Here is a 21,713-nt window from a genome sequence, read left to right as displayed (position 1 = left end):
TGAACAAACTGATCGTAAAAGATATGTATACATTTTCAAGTAAATTAAAAACTTTTTCTTTTATTCTTATGGCTGTAGGTCTTTTGGGTATTGGATATGGTTTTTTCACTGCACCAAAAGATATTAAAGCTGTTGAAACCTTGCTTGCTTCAGAAAGTCATGGAGAACATGCAGCCGCTACAGCACATGAGGCTGTTAATTCACATGAAGTTGCCGCAAGTACTTCGGGTAAATCTGAAGTAAATGAAGCTACTGAACACAAAGAACATTTGGAACATGTTTTGCACCAATTGCAAAATAAGCCTTGGGCAGCGTTTTATGTTGCGTGTATCTTTTTTATGCTATTGTCATTAGGAACTCTTGCTTTCTATGCTATTCAACAAGTAGCTCAAGCAGGTTGGTCTCCAGTATTGTTTAGAGTTATGCAAGGAATTACTGCTTACTTGCCTGTAGGTTCAGTTGTGTTTTTTGTGTTTTTATTGTTGGCTGGTTTTCACATGAATCATATTTTTATATGGTTGAATGAAGGAATAACGGATCCCAAAAGTGTAGATTTTGATAAAATTATTGCTGGTAAATCAGGGTATTTGAATTTTCCATTTTGGATTTTAAGAGCCACTATCTTTTTACTAGGTTGGAATGCGTATCGTTATTTTTCTAGAAAAAATTGCCTGGCTCAAGATGAGTCTAACGATAATAGTTTTTATAAAAAGAATTTCAACATATCAGCGATGTTTTTGGTTTTCTTTATCGTATCGGAATCGATCATGTCATGGGATTGGATTATGTCTATTGATCCACATTGGTCAAGTACTTTGTTTGGATGGTATGTTTTTGCCAGTTTCTTTGTAAGTGGTATTACTATGATTGCTATGGTTACTGTGTATTTGAAATCAAGAGGCTATTTACAAAATGTTAATACAAGTCATATTCATGATTTAGCTAAATTCATGTTTGGTATTAGTGTTTTTTGGACTTATTTATGGTTTTCACAATTCATGTTGATTTGGTATGCTAATATTCCTGAAGAGGTTACTTACTTTGTGACTCGTATTCAAGTTTATAATTTGCCTTTCTTTGGTGCTGTTGTTATGAATTTCTTATTTCCTATTTTAATTTTAATCAATACCGATTTTAAAAGAATTACTTGGATTTTGGTTATGGCAGGAATTGTAATTTTATTAGGGCATTACGTTGATTTTTTCAATATGATTATGCCTGGAACTGTTGGAGGTAGCTGGTTTATTGGAGTTTCTGAAATTTCTTCATTAGCATTTTTCCTTGGATTGTTTATTTTTGTTGTTTTTACAGCATTGACTAAAGTTCCTTTATTACCTAAAAGAAATCCTTTCATCGACGAAAGTAAACATTTTCATTATTAATATTTAAAATAGAAAAACAGATGACAAGTTTGTTGGTAATTATAGTTTTAGTTTTATTGGCTGTTGCTCTTTGGCAATTGACGAAAATTTTTGATCTCACTCAAGTTGGTTCAAATACAGACAATTCACAAGTAGCTACGGATAATGATAATAATGTACAAGGGTATTTGATGTTTGGCTTTTTGTCCTTCATTTATATTTTTACTATTTATGGTTTGTTTACGTGGGGTAATTTAGTACTTCATACTCCTGCATCTGCCCATGGTGCTACTGTAGACAACTTAATGAATATTACTTGGATATTGATATTTACAGTTCAAGCAATCACTCAAGTTTTATTACACTATTTTGCCTTTAAATACAGAGGCAAAAAAGATCAAAAAGCGTTGTATTTTGCTGATAACAATAAGTTAGAGGCAATTTGGAGTGTTATACCAGCTATTGTTTTGGCCGGTTTGATTCTTTACGGTCTTTATGCTTGGACAAATATTATGTTTATCGATGAAGATGAAGATACTGTAGTTATTGAATTATACGCACAACAATTTAAATGGACAGCACGTTACGCTGGAGCTGATAAAGTTTTAGGAAAAGCCAATGTTAGATTAATTGAAGGTGTTAATAGCCTTGGTGTTGATTTATCTGATCCTAATGCTCAAGATGATTTTGTTGTAACCGAATTGCATATCCCAAAAGGAAAGAAGATACATTTCAAAATGCGTTCACAAGATGTTTTGCACTCTGCTTACATGCCTTATTTTAGAGCTCAAATGAATTGTGTACCTGGAATGGTTACTGAATTTGCATTTACACCAATTTACACTACAGCCGAATATCAAGCATTGCCTTACATGGTTGAGAAAGTGGCCAATATTAATGCTATACGTGCTAAAAAGAGTATTGAATTAGTTGCTAATGGTGAAACAGCATTGGATCCTTACACATTTGATTATTTATTACTGTGTAACAAAATTTGTGGCGCTTCTCATTATAACATGCAAATGAAAATAATTGTTGACACTCCAGAAGAGTATGCTAAATGGCTCAAAGATAAAACAACTGTTATTCAAGAAGTTAAAAAGGCTAACACTCTCGCTCCGGTTGATGGTGCAGTTGGTGTTGATTCAACAAAAACGATGGATACTGTAGCTGTTGCTAAAGTAGACATGAAATAATTAGTAAGAAAAATTTAAAGTAAAATTATATGTCAGCAGAAGTTCACGATCACGGACACGAACACGAACACCACCATAAAGATACATTTATAACTAAATACATTTTTAGTATTGATCATAAAATGATTGCCAAGCAATACTTGATTACAGGTATTATTATGGGTGTTATTGGAGTTGCTATCTCCCTGCTTTTTAGATTGCAGTTAGCTTGGCCTGAACAATCATTTAAGATATTTAGTATTGTTTTGGGTGATTCTTATGCTCCAGATGGGGTAATGGCTAATGATCGTTATCTAGCTTTAGTAACAATCCATGGAACTATAATGGTATTCTTTGTGTTAACCGCTGCATTGAGCGGAACATTTAGTAATTTATTGATACCGCTTCAAATTGGTGCACGAGATATGGCATCGGGATTTATGAATATGTTGTCCTATTGGATGTTTTTTCTATCCTCAATTATAATGGTTAGTTCCTTGTTTGTAGAATCAGGACCTGCTTCCGCTGGTTGGACAATATATCCTCCATTAAGTGCTTTGCCACAAGCTATTCCAGGATCAGGAATGGGTATGACTTTATGGTTAGTTTCTATGGCTATATTTATTGCTTCCTCTTTGATGGGATCTTTAAATTATATTGTTACAGTTATCAATTTGAGAACAAAAGGTATGTCTATGACTAGATTACCATTAACAATTTGGGCTTTCTTTGTTACTGCTATTATTGGTGTTATTTCGTTTCCAGTACTTTTATCTGCTGCTTTATTGTTAATTTTTGATAGAAGTTTTGGTACTTCCTTTTTCCTTTCAGACATTTACATTGCTGGAGAAGTATTGCATTATCAAGGAGGTTCACCTGTTTTATTTGAACATTTATTTTGGTTTCTTGGTCATCCTGAAGTGTATATCATCCTTTTGCCTGCCTTGGGTATTACATCTGAAGTAATTGCAACTAATTCAAGAAAACCGATCTTTGGATACAGAGCAATGATCATGTCTATTATAGCTATTGCATTTTTGTCAACCATCGTTTGGGGACATCACATGTTTATTTCGGGTATGAATCCATTTTTAGGTTCGGTATTTACGTTTACCACCTTATTGATTGCAATTCCATCTGCTGTAAAAGCTTTTAATTACATTACTACGTTGTGGAAAGGTAATTTGCAATTGAATCCTGCAATGTTGTTTTCAATTGGATTGGTTTCGACCTTTATCACTGGAGGTCTTACAGGAATTATTCTTGGAGATAGTACTTTGGATATTAATGTGCATGATACTTATTTTGTTGTAGCGCATTTCCATTTGGTTATGGGTATCTCTGCATTGTATGGTATGTTTGCTGGTATTTACCATTGGTTTCCAAAAATGTTTGGTAGAATGTTGAATAAAAACCTAGGTTATGTTCACTTTTGGGTTACTGCAGTTTGTGCTTACGGTGTGTTTTTTCCAATGCACTTTATAGGACTTGCTGGTTTACCTAGACGTTATTACACAAACACTAACTTTCCATTATTTGACGATTTGCAAAATGTCAACGTTTTAATAACTGTTTTTGCCTTAATTGGTGGTGCTTTTCAATTGGTATTTTTATACAATTTCTTTAGTAGTATTTTCTACGGTAAGAAAACAGTTCAAAATCCATGGAAATCAAACACGTTGGAGTGGACGGCACCTATAGAACATATACATGGCAACTGGCCAGGCGAAATTCCAGAAGTACACCGTTGGCCTTATGATTACAGTAAGCCGGGTCATGATGTTGATTTTGTACCGCAAAACGTTCCAATGAAAGAAGGTGAAGAAGTTTTACATCACTAATCTTTTTTAAAAATATAAAAATGCCTTTCTATTTTGAAAGGCATTTTTTTTTAATACATCGCTTACTTTTTTTATCTTTATCCAATGAATGAAAATTTAGATCCTACCAATACAAATTTTAATGCCGAAGAGCTTGATATCGAAAAAAGATTACGACCCTTAAGTTTTGATGATTTTGCGGGTCAAGATCAAGTGTTAGAGAATTTGAAAGTTTTTGTTGCTGCTGCTAATCAACGTAATGAAGCCCTAGATCATACGCTTTTTCATGGGCCTCCGGGATTGGGTAAGACCACTTTGGCTAATATTTTGGCGAACGAATTGCAAGTTGGTATTAAGATTACTTCCGGACCTGTTCTGGATAAACCCGGGGATTTGGCAGGTTTACTAACGAATCTGGAAGAACGGGATGTTCTGTTTATTGACGAAATTCATCGTTTGAGTCCTATTGTCGAAGAGTATTTGTACTCTGCCATGGAAGATTTCAAAATTGATATTATGATTGAATCAGGGCCTAATGCAAGGACGGTTCAAATCAATTTGAATCCTTTTACTTTAATTGGTGCTACCACTCGATCCGGATTGTTGACCGCTCCTATGCGTGCTCGTTTTGGTATTTCTTCCAGATTGCAATATTACACCACCGAACTTTTGACAACCATTGTTGAGCGAAGTGCGATGATTTTCAAAATGCCTATTTCTATGGAAGCCGCTATTGAAATTGCCGGTAGGAGTAGAGGTACGCCTCGTATTGCGAACGCATTGCTACGTAGAGTGCGTGATTTTGCTCAAATTAAAGGCAATGGCACTATTGACATAGAAATTGCTCGTTATGCTTTAAAAGCCTTAAATGTTGATGCACATGGGCTAGACGAAATGGATAATAAAATTTTGAATACAATTATAGATAAGTTCAAAGGTGGCCCTGTTGGTCTCTCTACTTTGGCGACAGCCGTATCTGAAAGCAGCGAAACCATTGAGGAAGTGTATGAACCATTCTTAATTCAAGAGGGTTTTATTATGCGGACACCAAGGGGAAGAGAAGTCACTGAAAAAGCATACAAACATTTGGGGAAAGTAAAAACTAATGTTCAAGGAGGACTTTTTTAATTTTTTAAGTTGATAAATAACAAAAATAAATACGCCCAATTCATAAAATCCGAAGCCAAACGCCTCGGATTTTTGTCATGTGGTATATCCAAAGCAGGTTTTCTAGAGGAAGAAGCTACCCGATTGGAAGATTGGCTCGCCAAAAACAGGAATGGTCAAATGACCTACATGGAAAACAATTTTGATAAACGATTGAACCCTACATTGCTCGTTGATGGTGCAAAAAGTGTGATCTCTCTTCTGTTAAATTATTATCCTTCAGAAACTCAAAACCCTGATTCGTATAAAATTTCTAAATACGCTTATGGTAAAGATTATCATTTAGTTATCAAAGAAAAACTTAAGGAGTTGCTTTTTTCAATTCAGGCTACTATTGGTGCCGTTTCGGGTTGCGCATTTGTCGATTCGGCTCCTGTTCTTGATAAAGCTTGGGCGGCCAAAAGCGGTTTGGGTTGGATAGGTAAAAACAGTAATTTGATTACTCAAAAAGTAGGTTCTTTTTATTTTATAGCCGAGTTGATTATTGATTTAGAGTTAGAATATGACCACGCCATAACGGATCATTGCGGAACGTGTACCGCCTGTATCGATGCGTGTCCAACGGCTGCAATTGTGGCTCCCTATGTTGTGGATGGTAGCAAATGCATTTCCTATTTTACGATAGAACTCAAAGAAAACATCCCTAACGAAATGAAAGGAAAATTTGCTGATTGGGCATTTGGCTGTGATATTTGTCAGGATGTATGTCCTTGGAATCGGTTTTCTACACCGCACAATGAACCTTTATTTAGTCCCAATCCAGATGTTCTTGAATTATCCAAAAGGGATTGGGAGGAAATTACCGAAGAGACTTTTAAATTAGTTTTTAAAGATTCACCACTCAAAAGAGCCAAATATGAAGGGTTGCAAAGGAATATAGATTTTATAAAATAGGAATCCAACAAGAATTTTACCAAAGCGATTAATTTTTCAACCAATTGCTAACTTTAACCAATTCCTAGTAATGCCAATAATAGTTTATCGCATACTAGATTCCCTAACAATAACGCTGGTTTCCAGTAAAATGGTTCTTGGTGTAAATGGAATTCCTTCTTTGTGGCAATTCATTTCTTCCAATAAGAGCTGGAATGATTCAATCCCCATTTGGTGACTGGGTTGGTCTACAGTACTCAATTTAGGAGTAATTACTTGTGACATAAACCAATTACTAAAACCAATTATGGCTATCTGCTCCGGCACTTTTATGTTGTGATCGTTGCAATAGGACAAGGCGCCAACGGCAACTAAATCCGTGATGGCAAATATCCCGTCTACATCTGGATGATCCTTGCAAATTTGTTCCGTAAATTCGATGCCTTCCTCGAAAGTAACATTCTCGCAGGTATAGACTAGCGATGCATCAAAGGAAATGTTGTTTTTTTCTAACGCTTTTTTGTATCCAATGTAACGGTCAATTGCATTTTGTGGGTTTAATGGTCCTCTAATATGTGCAATTTTTCTACATCCTTGATCGATTAAATGTTGCGTTGCATTGATAGCTGCTTTTTGATCATCGATAATGACTTTGGAACATTTAGCCAGCTTTGTAATTTTATCAAAAAGCACAAATGGAATACCTCTATTGATGATTTCTTTTACGTGATCGTCATTATTAGATTCGTTAGAAAGGGACATAATAATCCCGTCAACTCTTTTATTGATTAGTAATTCTACTTGTTTTTTTTCTAATTCTAATGATTCGTTGGATTGTAAAATGATGACCAAATAACCATTTTTTTCGGCTTCGTCAATTATGGCATTAATTACATTCGAAAAAAAGTGATGCATTACCTCTGGGATTATTAAACCAATGGTTTTGGACTCCTTGGTTCTTAAATTCACAGCAAAACTGTTGGGTGTATAATGCAATGTTTGTGCCATTTCAATGACCGCTTTTTTAGTTTTTTCGCTTACATCGGGATAGTTTTTCAACGCTTTCGATACAGTAGTAATCGAAATCCCTAACTGTGATGCAATTTCTTTAAGAGTTATGTCTTTCATAAAGCTTGTTGCTTTTTAATATTAAAAAATGATGGAATAACGAACCTTTTTTTGTAGTTACTAATTCAATAAGTTTTTAAAAAAAAGTAGTTCACATACTGCATTCCAAGGTATTGTTTTTATATTGATTTCTATAAAATTTTAAAAAGAAAATCTTTTTTATTCCCTATTTCGTGTAAAGATAAAAATAGGTGGTCAAAATTAGGAGGATTGCCTTTCTAAAATTGTAGTTTCTAATTCGATAGTTTGAAAAACAACGGGTAGATTGTTTTTCTTTAAATTAATTTCGTCAAATAATACCGAGGCAGCGCGTCTTCCTATTTCGAATCCAGGTTGGTCTACTGTAGAGAGTTTTGGCGAAGTTACTTGAGTTACAAAGGAATTACAAAATCCAAAAAGGGCAATTTGTGTGGGAATTTCAATACCTGCATCCTTACAATATTTTAGAATTCCTACTGCAACCAAATCGGTAATGGCAAAAATGGCATCAATTTCTGGATGTTCCTCGAGTGCTTTTTTGGCATTATTGTATCCGTCTTCAAAGTCTAAATTACTATCGCAAACATAAACTAAAGTCGAATCATACGTGATGTTGTTGTCCTCGAGTGCTTTTTTATAACCCAAAAAGCGGTCTATGGAATTCTGGGGCATGTAGGATCCTCTAAAATGAGCTATTTTTTTGCGTCCTTTTTGTATCAAATAGGTAACGGCATCATAAGATGCTTTTCGGTCATTGATGCTAATTTTTGAGCAGTTTACCAGTTTTGCTATTTTGTCAAAAAGTACTAGTGGCGTTTTTAATGCTAAAACGTTGTTGATGTGATGAAAATCGCCCGTTTCATTAGAAAGCGATAGCAAAATACCGTCGACTCTCTTGTTTAATAAAAGGGCAAGTTGTTTTTTCTCTAGCTCTAATTTTTCGTTGGAGCGCAATATTATAACGAGATAATTTCTTTTTTCGGCTTCTTCTAATACGCCTTTAAACACTTTTGAAAAAAAATGATAATCCACTGTAGGTACGATCAAACCAATGGTTTTGGACTCTTTGGTTCTTAAATTTACAGCAAAACTATTGGGCGTGTAATTTAATTTGGTGGCTAGATCCACAACAGCTTTTTTAGTAGCCACGCTTACATCTGAATAGTCTTTCAATGCCTTGGAAACAGTGGTTATAGAAATCCCAAGTTGAATGGCAATTTGTTTAAGCGTAGTGTTGTGCATGGATGGATTCCTAAAATTTATTTTCCGTAAATAAAAACTGTTTCTTAAAAACAAACTTACAATTTAATTGTTGTAAATCAATTTTCGAGAAACAGTTTAATTTAAATTTTTGAATACCAGATGTTACAAACCTTTTTGAAATCGTACTACTATTTTCAATTAAAAAGAACTTCTTTTTCCGCTTTTTTATTTTCTAAAATGGGATAATTTATTAGAAGTAATTTTGTTTTTGTCGTTTTTTATAGTGTTTTATAGCTAGTTTTTTTTTGGAATTCAATTCTATAAAGCTATTGTTTTCAGGATTGATTAAGGTGTGATTCTAGTAAACAAGTGTTAAATTTTTTTAGGATAATTGGGTTGGTTTTTTTAAATAATACATTGGTGAATTTCTGATTTTCTCCCTCATTTAAAGGTAGGTATTTCAACTTCGAGTATAATGCAATATTGCGCAAATTGCTTATAAATGCTAACCTAAAATAGTTGCAGGAGCTATTTCCAGCTATCCGTTACAAGTCCTCACTCAAAATCCTGTTTTTCTAAACCAGAAAAGGAGCTTCCGCTGGTCGCTCTTTTCTGGCAAGAAAAATAGGGTTTTTCGCTGTGGGCTTTACACTACTGTCTGGGCTAGGGCATTGGTTTTCATAACGGAATTAGATGGTAATGCCACATTGTTTTTTTGAATGCAACTTGTATTTAGGTCATGAAGTGATTTAGACTTTTTGTATTTAAGTGAAAATTTTGGATTTTGTGCCCAATTTTAGTCTTTTTTAAGATGCATAGCTGGGCTATGGAACGAAAAAAAGGCTAAAATTGGGTGCAAAAGACAAATTTTTAGCAAATAGAAAAGTCTAAATCACTTCAATGGTACAATTCGTTACTTGTGCCAATTTCAAAACAAGTATACTACAAGGAATTTCAATCCCTAAATCCCGCTAATTTTCATAAAAAAACCCTTCCCATCTTAAATGTAGACGGAAAGGGTTTTTACTTTTAAAACTTGTAACCAAGCCTATGAGGTAACGCTAATAGTAACGACATCACTCCACGAACCAACTTTTTCGTCATTGAGCAAGTAGATGGCTCTGTATTTCCAAACGGCACTTTGACCTTGTGCGGGCATGGTGGAATTGTCTATAAAATCAGGGTGAAAATCTTTATCGAGGGTTACAAAACCTACTCCGCTGTCTTTCTCGATTAGGATACCACCAAATTTTCCTTTTTTCCAGAGTAGGTTTACTTGTCCGCCACGCATAACGGTTTTTAGGGTTGGTTGAGCCGAATCTAAATTTACTCTTTGGGTGTTTGTCATTTCGATTCCTAAATTCTGACCAATAGCAGTAGTATAGCTTTGGTGGGCTTTGATGCGGTTGACCATCGTAGTAAAGCGGGTCACCACCCCAGGAGGTACAACGGGCGGCGTGGCATCTAGCACGGGAGCTGGAGGCGCAGTATTGCTCGTTACGTTCGATTCTCCTTTTTTGAGAATGTTCTTGAAGGTAGTCCAATTCTTTTTGTAGGTTTCAATTTTTTTGAAATTGGTAATGGACCAAGCCAAATAAACCCCATCGGCTTTGATGCTCGTTACTTCGGCGGCAGTAATGCCAAAAGCAACATTGTAGGTGTCAATTTTTGAAGTAAAATTAGTCAACTGAAGGGCTAATTTCTCATCTGTTTGTTCTAGATAACCAGTCATACATTTATATTTAAATTGTTAATAGTACTACCCAAAAATCAAAAACTAAACCAATATACTGTCATGAACCATAATTTATTGTTAAAAATACTACATTATAATTACTTACTATTTCTATGCGGAATTCAAAATTGTATTTTATGACCTTTTATTTTTTAAAACCATATAAGGCATTTAAGGGCATATAAGGGTGTGGATAGGTAAGTCTCTTGCAAAAATAATTTTCGCATCTGATAAAATAGTTTTCGCACCTGATAAAATGATTTTTGCGCCTGATAAAATAGTTTTTGCACCTGCTAAAATGATTTCTGCACCTGATAAAATAATTTTCGCACCTGCTAAAATGATTTCTGCACCTGCTAAAATGATTTTTGCGCCTGATAAAATAGTTTTTGCGCCTGATAAAATAGTTTTTGTGCTTGATAAAATAGTTTTCGCTCCTGATAAAATGATTAACCATATCAAGGATTTAAGGATTCTATAAGTGGGATTACTAAAAATTCAGTTTTTTAAAAATCGATGAAACAACAACCTTATATGTCCTTAAATGCCTTATATGGTTTTTAAAAAAATTATTTCTACGTCTGATGAAATCATTTCACAGCACTCCAGAATTATTTTAGTTTTAAAATTTGTGACTCGAACGAGAGTGAACAGGCGAAGTAATCAGTGGTGTATTTTCTTTTTTTATTTACAATTGTTTTAAAAGTGAATGCCCAATGTTATTAAGTTAAGCAGAAAATTATAAAATCAGCACGCAGATTCAGCATTTTTTTTCTCGTTTTTCTGCGCAAATCTGCAAAATCTGCGTGAAAAAAAAGAGTAATTCCTTAACCTAACGACATTGGGCGAACGCCCTGCCGTAGAAATGAATAGACGAACACTTTGCTTTACCTGCGTTGACAACTCAATACTGACCATCAAAATGAATAATTACTACATTTAACATTAATTTAACACGAAATTTTAGGTTTAATAAAAATGGGGGGGGGTATTTTTGTAATCATTAACCTCCCTTTTTTTATGAAAAAATACTACTCTCCATTACTGTTGTTTTGTTGTTGTATAGCAATGGCTCAAAATCCTGACAAAATCGTCTTTACCTACGATACTGCGGGAAACCAAGTGCAACGGGAACTTTGTATTAACTGTACGAACCCCAATGCTAAATATGTGAGTAATCCCAAAATGCTAAAAAAAGAAGAACTGATACCCAGCGAAGCTTCGGATTTAGTGTCCTATTACCCCAATCCGGTCAAGGAAGAGTTGTATTTAAAATGGGAATTAGCACTTACTAATCCAGTGACCACCATACAAGTTTATGATTTGAACGGTCGAACCTTAAAATCTTTTACGCAAACTAATAAGGATACTTCCTGCACAATACCATTTCTATCCTACCCTGTTGGAATGTATCTTATTATTTTCAACTACACTAATGGGGAGCAAAAAAAGATTAAAATTGTCAAGCAATAAAATAGTAATTGTCATTAAAGTTATCAGTCTACTATTTTTATAAAATCAAAAAAAATGAAGCACTATTACATCCTCCTCTGCTTTTTTATAAGTCAATTGTTTTTTGGACAGAATTTTCAAGACACCAAAGGCGAGTTGCAAATTTCTAATTCGGGTTCAGCAGTTTATAATTTGCCTATTGCTATGCCGCCTAGTATAAAAAATGTAGCACCAATTATAAATCTCACCTATAGTAGTGGCGTAAGAGGCGGTATTGCAGGACAAGGATGGAATATCAATAGCATCTCAACCATCAGCCGTATGGCGACTAGAAGAGATATTGATGGTTTTGTTGACGGAGTCGATTTTGATGCCGATGATAAACTCGCTCTTGACGGACAACGGTTACTCTTAAAAACAGGAACGTATTGGACAACAGGCTCAACTTATGAAACCGAATACAAAAGCAATACTAAAATTGAGTTGAAGATTGAAAACGGTGGTGCTGCTACTTTTTTTATTGTTACTACTCCAGATGGTTCTAGAACTTGGTACGGCAGTACGGGCGGTGGAACTTACCAAAACGCAGTATCAACAAATGCTTGGTATATTGTACGCTTTGAGGATACCTATGGCAATACTATTAATTACAATTACACTACTGTAACCTTTAATAGCACCAACCAGTTGTATGTTGACAATATTACCTTTAGTGGTAATGCAACAGCTGGAATTATCGCTCAAGACAAGATTCAGTTTAATTACCGAGATGCTAAACGCATAGAAAGAGATTATACAAAAGGAGTTCCCGTTTATGCTACTAAAATTCTTGATAACATTCAAGTAGTAGCAAATACCGTATTATTTCGAAAATACCAACTGACTCAAGTTGCTGATACTAGTTTAGGATACGAACGAGTGACTAGTATAGTCGAGTCTAACACAATTGGCGAAGTGTCAAATCCTGTAATATTTGAGTACAATACAACGCCAACTACAACAACAAGAACAGAAAAAACCTATACCAATACCTTGAATTTTAATGAAACCGATTTAGCAGGAGATTTTGATGGAGACGGACGATTAGATTTTGTGGCTAACAATCAAGTTTATGTCAATCTATTTAACGGAACCACAGGAAATGAACCTGTTAATTTACCTTTTACTGCAAGCAAGTGGCAAGTATTTACCGCAACAACATTGACTAGTAGCAAACTGAATCAGTTTCAATCAATTATTTTTGAGGATAACATCTCAAATTCTAAAGCTTTCAAAGTCTATAATTTAACAAACAACACAATCCAATTAAGCTACACTAAATCATTGAGTACCGATACAGTACCACTAATTGCAGAAGCCGAAACTAGAAAATATGTTAATGTAACCCAGTATATGGGGGCTAACAATGCTTTTGTTGCTCCAACAGTTGGTGTTAGCAGTCAATATTTGGAAGGGGATTTTAACGGAGACGGCATTAGCGAAGTTCTAATCATTAATCCAAAAACAAAATACCATAAAGAAACTACATTTTATGTTAATGCAAGTGGCGGAAATACAGACGGGGGTTACTTGACTCAAGCAATTATTGAGTCAAATGGAGAAGATTTGTATGTTGCTGATTTAAATGTAAACGCATCTGTCACTATGGGCGATAAAGGATTTGTTAAATTGCCTTACACAACCCTTAAATTGAGTTCAAATTCAGGTGGTAGTAATTATATAATGGATTTTAATGGCGATGGAAAATCGGATATTTTTCAAATAAAACCAGATTATACTTATGTTGTTTATAGTTTTAAACAACTTTCAGCTTCACCTTGGATGGAGTTAGAAATTATAGGAGAAGGTACTACTCCGGATAATAATTTAAGTAAATTTAAACTCTTTGGCGACTATAATGGGGATGGCAAGACTGATATTATGATACCAGACGGAGATGGAAAAAGTCCCAATCAAACCTTATGGAATATTTATTATGCCAATCCAAAACCAACAGCAGGAGAATTTTTCGTAAAAGAATCTCACAACATTGTAGAATACTGGCCTAATACGGGAACTTATTACAATACCCAAACCCATTTAAGCAGCTATTATGCCATTGATATTAATGGCGATGGAAAATCAGATTTAGTTAGAGTATGGCGTAAATACTACAAACCTGCTTGGACTATAAATGACCATAATACACAATGGAACGTTACTGCTTTTAGTAATAATATAGGCAATACTACTAGTACAACAACTTTCCCCTTAACATACGATTCTGGTATTTTTGATTCGCCATCACCTGACATCCCAATCCCAATCACTTCTAATTACAAATACCAAGGTGGCAATACCGATCTAGTAATTGTTCGTGGGCATTATAACAAAATTGAATATTACCAGTTCAATAAAAATTTGGATACCGATAACAGACTTAAATCGGTAACGGAATCCAATGGCAACATCAAGCAAACTATTGATTACAAAACAATGGAAGCTACGGACAGTGGGCTGGGAAATTATGCTACTGATTTTTATTCCTCTAGCAATACGTCTGTATATCCTAATCTAGAGGTCATTCGCAATACTAGTAGTTTTTTGGTTTCTAAAGTAACAGCAACTATCAATGGCGTTTCTAAATACCAAGATTTTAAGTACAGCGGCTATATTTCTAATTTCAATTACGGAACGGTAGGTTTCAAGCGCACCTCCAGAAGTAGCTGGTATGTTGACTCCGCTACTGATCCTAAAATTTGGTCAACTTATAACAACGATGAAAACCTACGTGGTGCCAACACCATAACGTGGTCTAGTACTAATGCTGCGACCGTTTTTGCTCCTGTTCCAGATAATTTGTTGAGTACCAAAACCAATGTTTTTGCTACTTATGTTAATCCAACTTCTAAAGTTTATAATGTTTTATTGAGTTCTCAAACTGCGCTAGATGCCCTTACAACCGTCAAATCCGAAAGTATTTTTACTTATGACGGAACAGTAACTTCACCCAGTTATTATGGATTGCAAACTAGCACTGTTTCTAAACAATACATTGGTTCAACATTACAAGGTACTACTACAAGTACTACTACCTATGACAACAACCCAACAGGAGTTGGTAGTGCCTACTATATAGGTAGACCCAAGTCTACGAATACAAGTACAACCAGCTATACACCGGACACACGAGTAAGTGGAGAAGCCTATACGTATACGGGTAACAACCTAACAAAAACCGAGAAAACAGGTAATAATACCTACGCCATTGTAGAGGATATGACCTATGATGCGATAGGGAATTTATTGACCAAAACCGTATCAGCTCCAGCAGCACCCACTCCTATTGCAGCAAGAACAATAATAGATGAGTATGACCCTACAAAACGCTTTGTAACCAAGAAAACGGATCATCAAGGCTTTGTAACTAATTTTGTTTATAACACTCTAGGACAAGTAACCCAATCGACTAATTATCTGGGGGTAGTGAGCGATTATACGTTCGACAATTGGGGCAAACTAACCAAAAGCAAGACTACTGGTGTATCATTAACCCCATTGGAAACTACGATTTCGTATGTTAAATTATCCGATGGAGGCTACACGACTACGAGTGAAAACACCGTGGGAGACCAAGCCAAATCCATAACCCAATACGATGTTTTGGGCAGAGCAATTGTAACTACCACAAAAGGATTTGCAATCAACTCCACCATATCCAAACAAGTAGTTTATGATGCCTTGGGTCGAAAACTAAAAGAAAGCGAGCCTTATTATACAGCTCCTACAAAATGGACTGCATACGAATACGATTATTTACAACGCCCTACCAAAGTAACAACACCAGCCGGACGAGTTCAAACGCTGGCCTATGCTGGCTTAACTACAACCAGCACCGATGATGGCAAAATAACCACTGCCACCGCCGATGCACTAGGCAATAAAATACAAACTACAGACCCAGGCGGCACCATCAATTTTACTTTTTATGCCAATGGACAACTCAAAGAATCAAACTATGATGGGCATAAAGTAAGCATAAGCATAGACGGATGGGGGAATAAAACAGCCATGAACGACCCTAACGCTGGCACGTACAGTTACACCTATGATGCTTTTGGACAGCCCTTGACCGAAACCACCCCTAAAGGCACAACAACCAATACCTATGATACTTATGGAAAGCTCCTTAAGAAAAAAACAGGGGGAGATGGAGCTGATTTTGAAACTGATTATGTTTATAATTCCTTTGCCCAACTTACCTCTGAAAGTAGTAAAAAAGCAATAGGAACACCTATTGATACTTTTACCTATGGTTTTGACTCGTTACATAGACTCACCACCACCACCGAGAGTAATACTAGTTTTACTCAAACCAAAACCATCACCTACGATAGTTACGGGAGACCAATAACAGCCGTCAATGCTACCCAAGAGCTAACCACAGGCTTGAGCACCAGCATCATGACCAAGAATACCTACAATACTTACAACGGTATTATGGATAAAATGACCGATGCTACCGATGCCGTTTTGTGGCAATTGAATACCGCCAACGAAAAAATGCAATCCCTTACCGAAACCTTGGGCAATGGCGTAAACATAACGAACCAGTATTCAGCAGATGGGTACTTTACCTCACAAAACCACCTCAAAGGCACCACCACTATTTTAGACAATAGGTATAATTTTAATGCCGTAAAAGGAACATTACAAAACAGGCAGAATATGCTTCATGGCTATTATAGTGAAGAATTTGGATATGATACCCTAGACAGGCTCACCACAATTACCACCAATGAGAAGTTTATAAACAACACCTTTAGCACCACAGATACCGAGGGGTTTCAAGCCGAAGCTGGAGCAACCACAAGCAGTTCTGCAGGTCAGCTTACTACTCAAGCCGCAATAGCGGGAGCCACCGTCAAAAAAACAATACAAGTTGGAGCTAAACTAGGCGATAGCGTACTCTTGAATTTTGACTTAAATAGAGTTATGGGTACAGATGAGTTAAAAGTCTACATCGAAGAGAAAGACCCAACTACAGGAAACAGCACAAAGTATTTTTATCAAACAGTAACAGTAGGACGTAATGTGTACATTAATCACACCGTTACACAATACACAACACTAGTATTACGCATAGAGAAAACAACGACAACAGCACTAAATGTTTTCTTGATTGATAATGTTATTGGCGGTAAGGTGTATCGAAGAGAACAACTTTATGATACCAAAGGTAGAATTACCAAGAACGGCATAGGCGATTATAATTACAACACCACTCTCGCAACAGGAATTTACCGCAAAAAGTCCATCACGCTTGCACCAGAGGCAAAGGATTATTATACTAATTTGCCCAAACAAGTAGTCACCTACACCATGTTCAAGAGTCCTATTTCTATTAACGAAAGTGACAAAGGCAGTACCCAGTTTGTATACAACTCCCATTTGTCCAGACAAATGATGACTTATGGCTACACCATACCCACACCTGGCGCCACGGGCGTGTATACCAAAACCAAAAATTATACCGATGATGGCACGGTCGAAATACTCAAAACACCTACCACCATTACCATACGCACCTTTATAGGAGGCGATGCCTACAGCGCACCACTCTATATAGATAAAATAAAAACCATAGCCACAGGCGCAATTGTAGATAAAAAATATTACCTTCATAGGGATTATTTAGGCAGTATTATAGCCATTACCGATGCAGCTGGTATAGCCGTAGAACGCCGCCATTTTGATGCTTGGGGCAATCTAGCCAAGCTAGAACAAAATGGAGTTGCAGTAACACTACCAACCAATGGCACAAGTGGTGGACTCATGATGCTAGACCGGGGCTACACAGGACATGAACACCTAGCCGAAGTAGGACTCATACAAATGAATGGTCGCTTGTATGACCCCGTTTTGAGAACGTTCCTAATGCCAGATAATTTTATCCAGCAACCAGAGAACACCCAGAATTACAACCGTTACGCATACGTTCTTAATAACCCATTAAAATATACCGATCCTAGTGGGGAATTATTTGGATTAGATGATTTAGCTGCAGCAATCATAATAGGTGCAGTTATAGCTGCAACAACATACACCATGACCGCTTTACTTGCCGATGTTCCTTTTACGGTAGGCGGTCTAGCAAAAGCAACCTTTGTAGGTGCGGCAAGTGCGGCAGTAACTTTTGGGATAGGTACAGCAGCAGGGAATTTATTTACTAATTTCTTCTCCAGGGCGGCATTTCAAGCATTGGCTCACGGAATGTTTCAAGGAACCATGAGTGGCATACAAGGAGGCAAGTTTTTTAGTAGCTTTGTGGCTGGGGCATTGAGTAGTATAGCAGCGAGTGCTTTTGCGGGAGGTTCCAGCAATAATTCTCAAGGCCAAGAAATATACAATACTGGTATGAAAGGTTTAGGTGCTGGAATGGGAAATGCTGGCATGATTGCCTTTGGTTCAATTAGTGGGGGTGCTGGTGCGGCACTAACTGGCGGGAATTTTTGGCAGGGTGCTGTTACTGGACTTGTGGTTAGTGGGCTGAATCATGCGATGCATAAAATGCAGGAAAGACAGTCTTTTAAAGAACAACTAAAAGCGAAAGGAATAAATCCCAACGGAAAATTTGGTTTTACAGAGGAGGCAATAGGTAAAAACATAAATGCTATAAAAGAATTGAGAATGTTGGCCAGTAAGGCTGATAGTAAAATATCAGCATATGAATTCAGAGAAGCATTAGTTACAGAAAATGGAATGGAGGCTTATGGAGAATCTGAAATGATGCCAGATAATAGTTGGAAAGTTTCATTGTCAATGTCTAAAATAGTAACTAATTTAGATTTCGTCTATACTATCGGACACGAATTCACACATATTTTGAATATGAGTAATATGAATTACGCTGGTTTTCACTCTATGACCAATCCTCAAAAATACCAAGAAGAGTTAAATGTTTGGACAAATTTCAATCAAGTTTACGGAGACCCAAATGCTCAAGCAGGTATAAATTATTATCAAAACTTATTAAAAAAATAATAGCTATGAAACTGAAATTCTTATCAATTGCATTGTTTTTTTTTAGTATGAATTATGCTCAAAGTATTGAATACAAGATTTTAAATTCAAAGCTAGATGAAAATAAAAAAATAATTTTAGAAATCGTTTTGAGTAATAAAACAAATGTAAATTATGTGATTAATAAAAACTTTACCTTTGAGAACAAGGCTCCAGACTTTTCTTCTGATTCTTATACAAAAGTTAATATATTTAAAAATGACTCCGTTGAAACACGAATAGCGGAAGTTAAATTTGAAAAATTAACAGAACGAAACAAGAATATAAAAAAGTATGATGTTTTTTTTATTAAAAGCAATACAAGTGAAACTATTAGTTTTTGTTTAGACGATTTCTTAACAGAGGGAGAAAAAATAGGACTAAAAATGAAAATGATTTCAAATAGTGATTTAAGTATTAGTTTAAATTTATATCAATCAGGTTTTTTAAACATCAAGAAAAAGAAGATTCTTGCAAAAATGCGTAAAGAAAATTATATGGTTTTTAGAGGACAAATAAATACTAATAAAGTTCCTTTGATATTGAAGTAATTGAATATTATAAAAACGAAAAAAACAGGCAAATTTAGCCTGTTTTTTTATGCTTTATAGTGAAATTTTTATTGCGCTAATTGCTGAATTTTCTTTTTTGTTATGAAAGCATCAAGAAAAGTTTTTACAAGATGTTTTTCGTCAGGGTTTAGTTTTTCTACTTCCTGAAACTGTTTTATAAGTTCCATATCGGTTAGTTGCGCTTCTACTTGCCCTGTTTTACCGTTCATTAAATAATCGGTGCTAGTACCCAATACAGAAGCTAATTTTTGCAATACATCGGATGATGGATTGCTTTTCACCCAGCTGGTGCGAGCAGAAATAAGTTCAACGGCTAGTGCGAGCTTCAAGCTCGTACCCAACATCGAAATCAAGCAAAACAAAACTACAATTCTAAAAAAGTTGTAGTTTTTTGTTTTAAAAATAGAACAAAAGGATTATGTTTGTGTGTACGAGCTTGAAGCTCGCACTAGCCTAGTGTTACCTAATGCTCGGACTGGCTGGCGGGAATTTTTGGCAGGGTGCTGTTACTGGACTTGTGGTTAGTGGACTGAATCACGCAATGCATAAAATGCAGGAAAAGTCTATGCTTGACAAAGCTATTAGAAAAGGAGGTTATGGAAAAATATTGGATGATGACCCATATTTAAATTGGAGTAATGAAGAAATAGGTGAATTCGCATCGAAAGTATTTCCTGATTTATATGAATCTGCAAATTGCCCAAGTTTTGAAAAACAAACTATGATTGGGGGTAATTCTGACATTGCTGGTCAAGCTCAAGCATTGCGTTCAGGTACAGAAGGCAACTACACTATTAGATCTCTTGGTAAAATATTGATTAGAAGTAATGTTCTTAATTCTATAAGGCAATTAGGTAGTGTAGTTGGTCACGAATTGAACCATATGACCGATTATATAAACGGGGCATACGCTGGTTGGATTAATCAATATAAATTGGTAAAAGGTAAAGCATATTCAGAAGTCAAGGCTTATGGTTGGGAACAAAGTATGGGTTCTCCTTACTTTAACAGTCAGATGTACAATCATAATTTAAATCTAACTAAATAAAGATGATTATGAAAACTATAACACTAGCCTCTTTTTTGTTTTTACTTTTAAATTCTTGTGCTTCAAAAAAAGAAATGAGCAGAGACATTGAATTTACAATAACAGATAAATCTATAGCAGACAATTCTTTTATCAATTTGCAAATAAGTAATAAAACCACATCAAATTATTATTTGCCTATTATATATTCAAGTGATAGTGAAAAATGGAAATATATGATGTCTGCCAATGAAAATAAATTCTTTTTTATTTATAAGGTTGGATTCAATGCTATAGATGAGAAAAGACATTGGTCTTCTGTAGATTGTAATTATGATGTTATAGATACAGAAATAGAAAAAGTTGATAAATTATGGGAGCAAAAGAAAGAAGTCATTACTACGAAAGATTTAATTTTATTAAAATCGGGAGAAAGCATAAAAATTAAAATTCCAATGAATTTACATATAAAAATTTCAAAATATTGTAATTGGGAATTGGAAAATTACAGAAATGAAAAAGAACTACATATTGCAATCAATTATCCAAAGAAAGATAGAGAATTAGCGACTAAATTTTTAAGTTCAAAAACCCTTGATAGCTTAAAACAAATGGGATATGAATTGTATGACAAGGAAATAAACTCTAACAAAGTGCCTTTGATCTTAAAATAGATTTGATTAGAAACAGAAAAGCCGAGCAAATGCTCGGCTTTTCTGTTTTATAACATTGCTACATTTTTAGCAAAGAAGTCTTTGAATTTCTTTTTGGTAAGCATTGTGTCAAGCATAGAGAAAATAATAATTTTGTCTTTTTCTTCCAGTTCTTGAATTAAGCGTAATTGTTCCATAGTAGTTTTATCTTCAATTACAACTTCGGTAGGTACTTCATTATCGGGGTGTACTATTTTATCAATAGAAATGCCGTAAAATTTAGCCAAATTATCCAACATCTCTACGGACGCTTCACGTTGTCCGTTTTCTATTTTGTTGTAATGCGAGATTCCTAAACCTACTTCGGTTGCTACTTGTTTTTGTAACAATCCTTTTTGCTCTCTCAACAATTTTATGTTTTGTCCTAGATTCATAATATATAAAATTACAGCCCCCGCTAGTCCGAGCATTAGGTTTCATTGGGCTAGTGCGAGCTTCAAGCTCGTACCCACAATCAAAATCAGGCA

At 35.4% G+C, this 21,713-nt stretch carries 16 protein-coding genes; 10 read left to right on the top strand and 6 right to left on the bottom strand.

Translation table 11 applies throughout. From position 1 onward, the window contains the following. Positions 1–23: 23 nt before the first annotated feature. From FNW21_RS12625 to queG, 5 genes are all read left to right on the top strand, one after another. Positions 24–1,382, top strand: coding sequence for a cation-translocating P-type ATPase (locus FNW21_RS12625; protein WP_144257116.1), 1,359 nt, complete (start codon positions 24–26; stop codon positions 1,380–1,382). Between the two features lie 20 nt (positions 1,383–1,402). Further along, on the top strand, positions 1,403–2,557 hold the full coding sequence (locus FNW21_RS12620) for a cytochrome c oxidase subunit II (RefSeq protein ID WP_144257115.1): 1,155 nt from the start codon (positions 1,403–1,405) through the stop codon (positions 2,555–2,557). Positions 2,558–2,586: 29 nt separating this feature from the next. After that, positions 2,587–4,377 carry a cytochrome c oxidase subunit I gene (locus tag FNW21_RS12615; RefSeq protein ID WP_144257114.1) on the top strand — a complete coding sequence of 597 codons (1,791 nt, stop codon included), beginning with the start codon at positions 2,587–2,589 and terminating at the stop codon, positions 4,375–4,377. 84 nt (positions 4,378–4,461) lie between these two features. Then, positions 4,462–5,484, top strand: a complete 1,023-nt coding sequence (gene ruvB / locus FNW21_RS12610; RefSeq protein WP_144257113.1) for a Holliday junction branch migration DNA helicase RuvB — start codon at positions 4,462–4,464, stop codon at positions 5,482–5,484. A gap of 9 nt (positions 5,485–5,493) precedes the next feature. Beyond that, the gene (queG, locus tag FNW21_RS12605; RefSeq protein WP_144257112.1) at positions 5,494–6,417 is read left to right on the top strand and encodes a tRNA epoxyqueuosine(34) reductase QueG; all 924 of its coding nucleotides are present in this window, start codon (positions 5,494–5,496) and stop codon (positions 6,415–6,417) included. A gap of 84 nt (positions 6,418–6,501) precedes the next feature. Here queG and FNW21_RS12600 read toward each other — a convergent pair whose 3' ends face one another. The 4 genes from FNW21_RS12600 to FNW21_RS12585 form a co-directional block, all read right to left on the bottom strand. Beyond that, positions 6,502–7,524 (bottom strand): LacI family DNA-binding transcriptional regulator, encoded by a 1,023-nt coding sequence (locus FNW21_RS12600; protein ID WP_144257111.1) that lies wholly within the window; start codon positions 7,522–7,524, stop codon positions 6,502–6,504. A gap of 201 nt (positions 7,525–7,725) precedes the next feature. Further along, positions 7,726–8,745, bottom strand: coding sequence for a LacI family DNA-binding transcriptional regulator (locus FNW21_RS12595; protein WP_144257110.1), 1,020 nt, complete (start codon positions 8,743–8,745; stop codon positions 7,726–7,728). Between the two features lie 1,009 nt (positions 8,746–9,754). After that, complete coding sequence (locus FNW21_RS12590) at positions 9,755–10,438, bottom strand: hypothetical protein (RefSeq protein WP_144257109.1); 684 nt, start codon at positions 10,436–10,438, stop codon at positions 9,755–9,757. Between the two features lie 174 nt (positions 10,439–10,612). Beyond that, positions 10,613–10,903: a hypothetical protein gene (locus tag FNW21_RS12585; protein WP_144257108.1), complete on the bottom strand. Its 291-nt coding sequence runs from the start codon at positions 10,901–10,903 to the stop codon at positions 10,613–10,615. Positions 10,904–11,461: 558 nt separating this feature from the next. On the opposite strand from FNW21_RS12585, the gene FNW21_RS12580 reads away from it, so the two are divergent. Genes FNW21_RS12580 through FNW21_RS12570 form a run of 3 tightly spaced genes read left to right on the top strand, consistent with a single transcriptional unit; the run spans position 11,462 to position 19,485 of the window. Further along, entirely contained in the window at positions 11,462–11,914 is a 453-nt protein-coding gene (locus tag FNW21_RS12580) for a T9SS type A sorting domain-containing protein (protein WP_185963929.1), read from the top strand. A gap of 54 nt (positions 11,915–11,968) precedes the next feature. Then, the gene (locus FNW21_RS12575) at positions 11,969–18,916 is read left to right on the top strand and encodes an RHS repeat-associated core domain-containing protein (protein ID WP_144257106.1); all 6,948 of its coding nucleotides are present in this window, start codon (positions 11,969–11,971) and stop codon (positions 18,914–18,916) included. 5 nt (positions 18,917–18,921) lie between these two features. Continuing rightward, a complete protein-coding gene (locus FNW21_RS12570; RefSeq protein WP_144257105.1) occupies positions 18,922–19,485 on the top strand; it encodes a hypothetical protein in 564 nt (187 codons plus the stop codon). 68 nt (positions 19,486–19,553) lie between these two features. On the opposite strand, the gene FNW21_RS12565 is transcribed toward FNW21_RS12570, so the two are convergent. Further along, positions 19,554–19,835: a hypothetical protein gene (locus FNW21_RS12565; RefSeq protein WP_144257104.1), complete on the bottom strand. Its 282-nt coding sequence runs from the start codon at positions 19,833–19,835 to the stop codon at positions 19,554–19,556. 137 nt (positions 19,836–19,972) lie between these two features. Between FNW21_RS12565 and FNW21_RS12560 the strand changes: the two genes are divergently transcribed. Continuing rightward, positions 19,973–20,554 carry a hypothetical protein gene (locus FNW21_RS12560; RefSeq protein WP_144257103.1) on the top strand — a complete coding sequence of 194 codons (582 nt, stop codon included), beginning with the start codon at positions 19,973–19,975 and terminating at the stop codon, positions 20,552–20,554. 8 nt (positions 20,555–20,562) lie between these two features. Then, positions 20,563–21,207 carry a hypothetical protein gene (locus tag FNW21_RS12555; protein ID WP_144257102.1) on the top strand — a complete coding sequence of 215 codons (645 nt, stop codon included), beginning with the start codon at positions 20,563–20,565 and terminating at the stop codon, positions 21,205–21,207. Between the two features lie 47 nt (positions 21,208–21,254). Here the strand turns inward: FNW21_RS12555 and FNW21_RS12550 are convergent, their stop codons facing one another. Next, positions 21,255–21,656, bottom strand: coding sequence for a helix-turn-helix domain-containing protein (locus FNW21_RS12550; RefSeq protein ID WP_144257101.1), 402 nt, complete (start codon positions 21,654–21,656; stop codon positions 21,255–21,257). Between the last annotated feature and the right edge of the window lie 57 nt (positions 21,657–21,713).

The organism is Flavobacterium restrictum (assembly GCF_007097245.1).
GTDB classification, from domain to species: Bacteria; Bacteroidota; Bacteroidia; order Flavobacteriales; family Flavobacteriaceae; genus Flavobacterium; species Flavobacterium restrictum.
This window is presented reverse-complemented; position numbering and strand designations above follow the sequence as displayed.

What these genes read in the sequence shown, in the direction of transcription:
- FNW21_RS12595 (WP_144257110.1), bottom strand. Translation starts at nt 8,745, where the DNA reads ATGCACAACACTACGCTTAAACAAATTGCCATTCAACTTGGGATTTCT.
- FNW21_RS12620 (WP_144257115.1), top strand. Translation starts at nt 1,403, where the DNA reads ATGACAAGTTTGTTGGTAATTATAGTTTTAGTTTTATTGGCTGTTGCT.
- FNW21_RS12615 (WP_144257114.1), top strand. Translation starts at nt 2,587, where the DNA reads ATGTCAGCAGAAGTTCACGATCACGGACACGAACACGAACACCACCAT.
- ruvB (WP_144257113.1), top strand. Translation starts at nt 4,462, where the DNA reads ATGAATGAAAATTTAGATCCTACCAATACAAATTTTAATGCCGAAGAG.
- FNW21_RS12570 (WP_144257105.1), top strand. Translation starts at nt 18,922, where the DNA reads ATGAAACTGAAATTCTTATCAATTGCATTGTTTTTTTTTAGTATGAAT.
- FNW21_RS12580 (WP_185963929.1), top strand. Translation starts at nt 11,462, where the DNA reads ATGAAAAAATACTACTCTCCATTACTGTTGTTTTGTTGTTGTATAGCA.
- FNW21_RS12550 (WP_144257101.1), bottom strand. Translation starts at nt 21,656, where the DNA reads ATGCTCGGACTAGCGGGGGCTGTAATTTTATATATTATGAATCTAGGA.
- FNW21_RS12575 (WP_144257106.1), top strand. Translation starts at nt 11,969, where the DNA reads ATGAAGCACTATTACATCCTCCTCTGCTTTTTTATAAGTCAATTGTTT.
- FNW21_RS12600 (WP_144257111.1), bottom strand. Translation starts at nt 7,524, where the DNA reads ATGAAAGACATAACTCTTAAAGAAATTGCATCACAGTTAGGGATTTCG.
- FNW21_RS12590 (WP_144257109.1), bottom strand. Translation starts at nt 10,438, where the DNA reads ATGACTGGTTATCTAGAACAAACAGATGAGAAATTAGCCCTTCAGTTG.
- FNW21_RS12560 (WP_144257103.1), top strand. Translation starts at nt 19,973, where the DNA reads ATGCTCGGACTGGCTGGCGGGAATTTTTGGCAGGGTGCTGTTACTGGA.
- FNW21_RS12625 (WP_144257116.1), top strand. Translation starts at nt 24, where the DNA reads ATGTATACATTTTCAAGTAAATTAAAAACTTTTTCTTTTATTCTTATG.
- FNW21_RS12555 (WP_144257102.1), top strand. Translation starts at nt 20,563, where the DNA reads ATGAAAACTATAACACTAGCCTCTTTTTTGTTTTTACTTTTAAATTCT.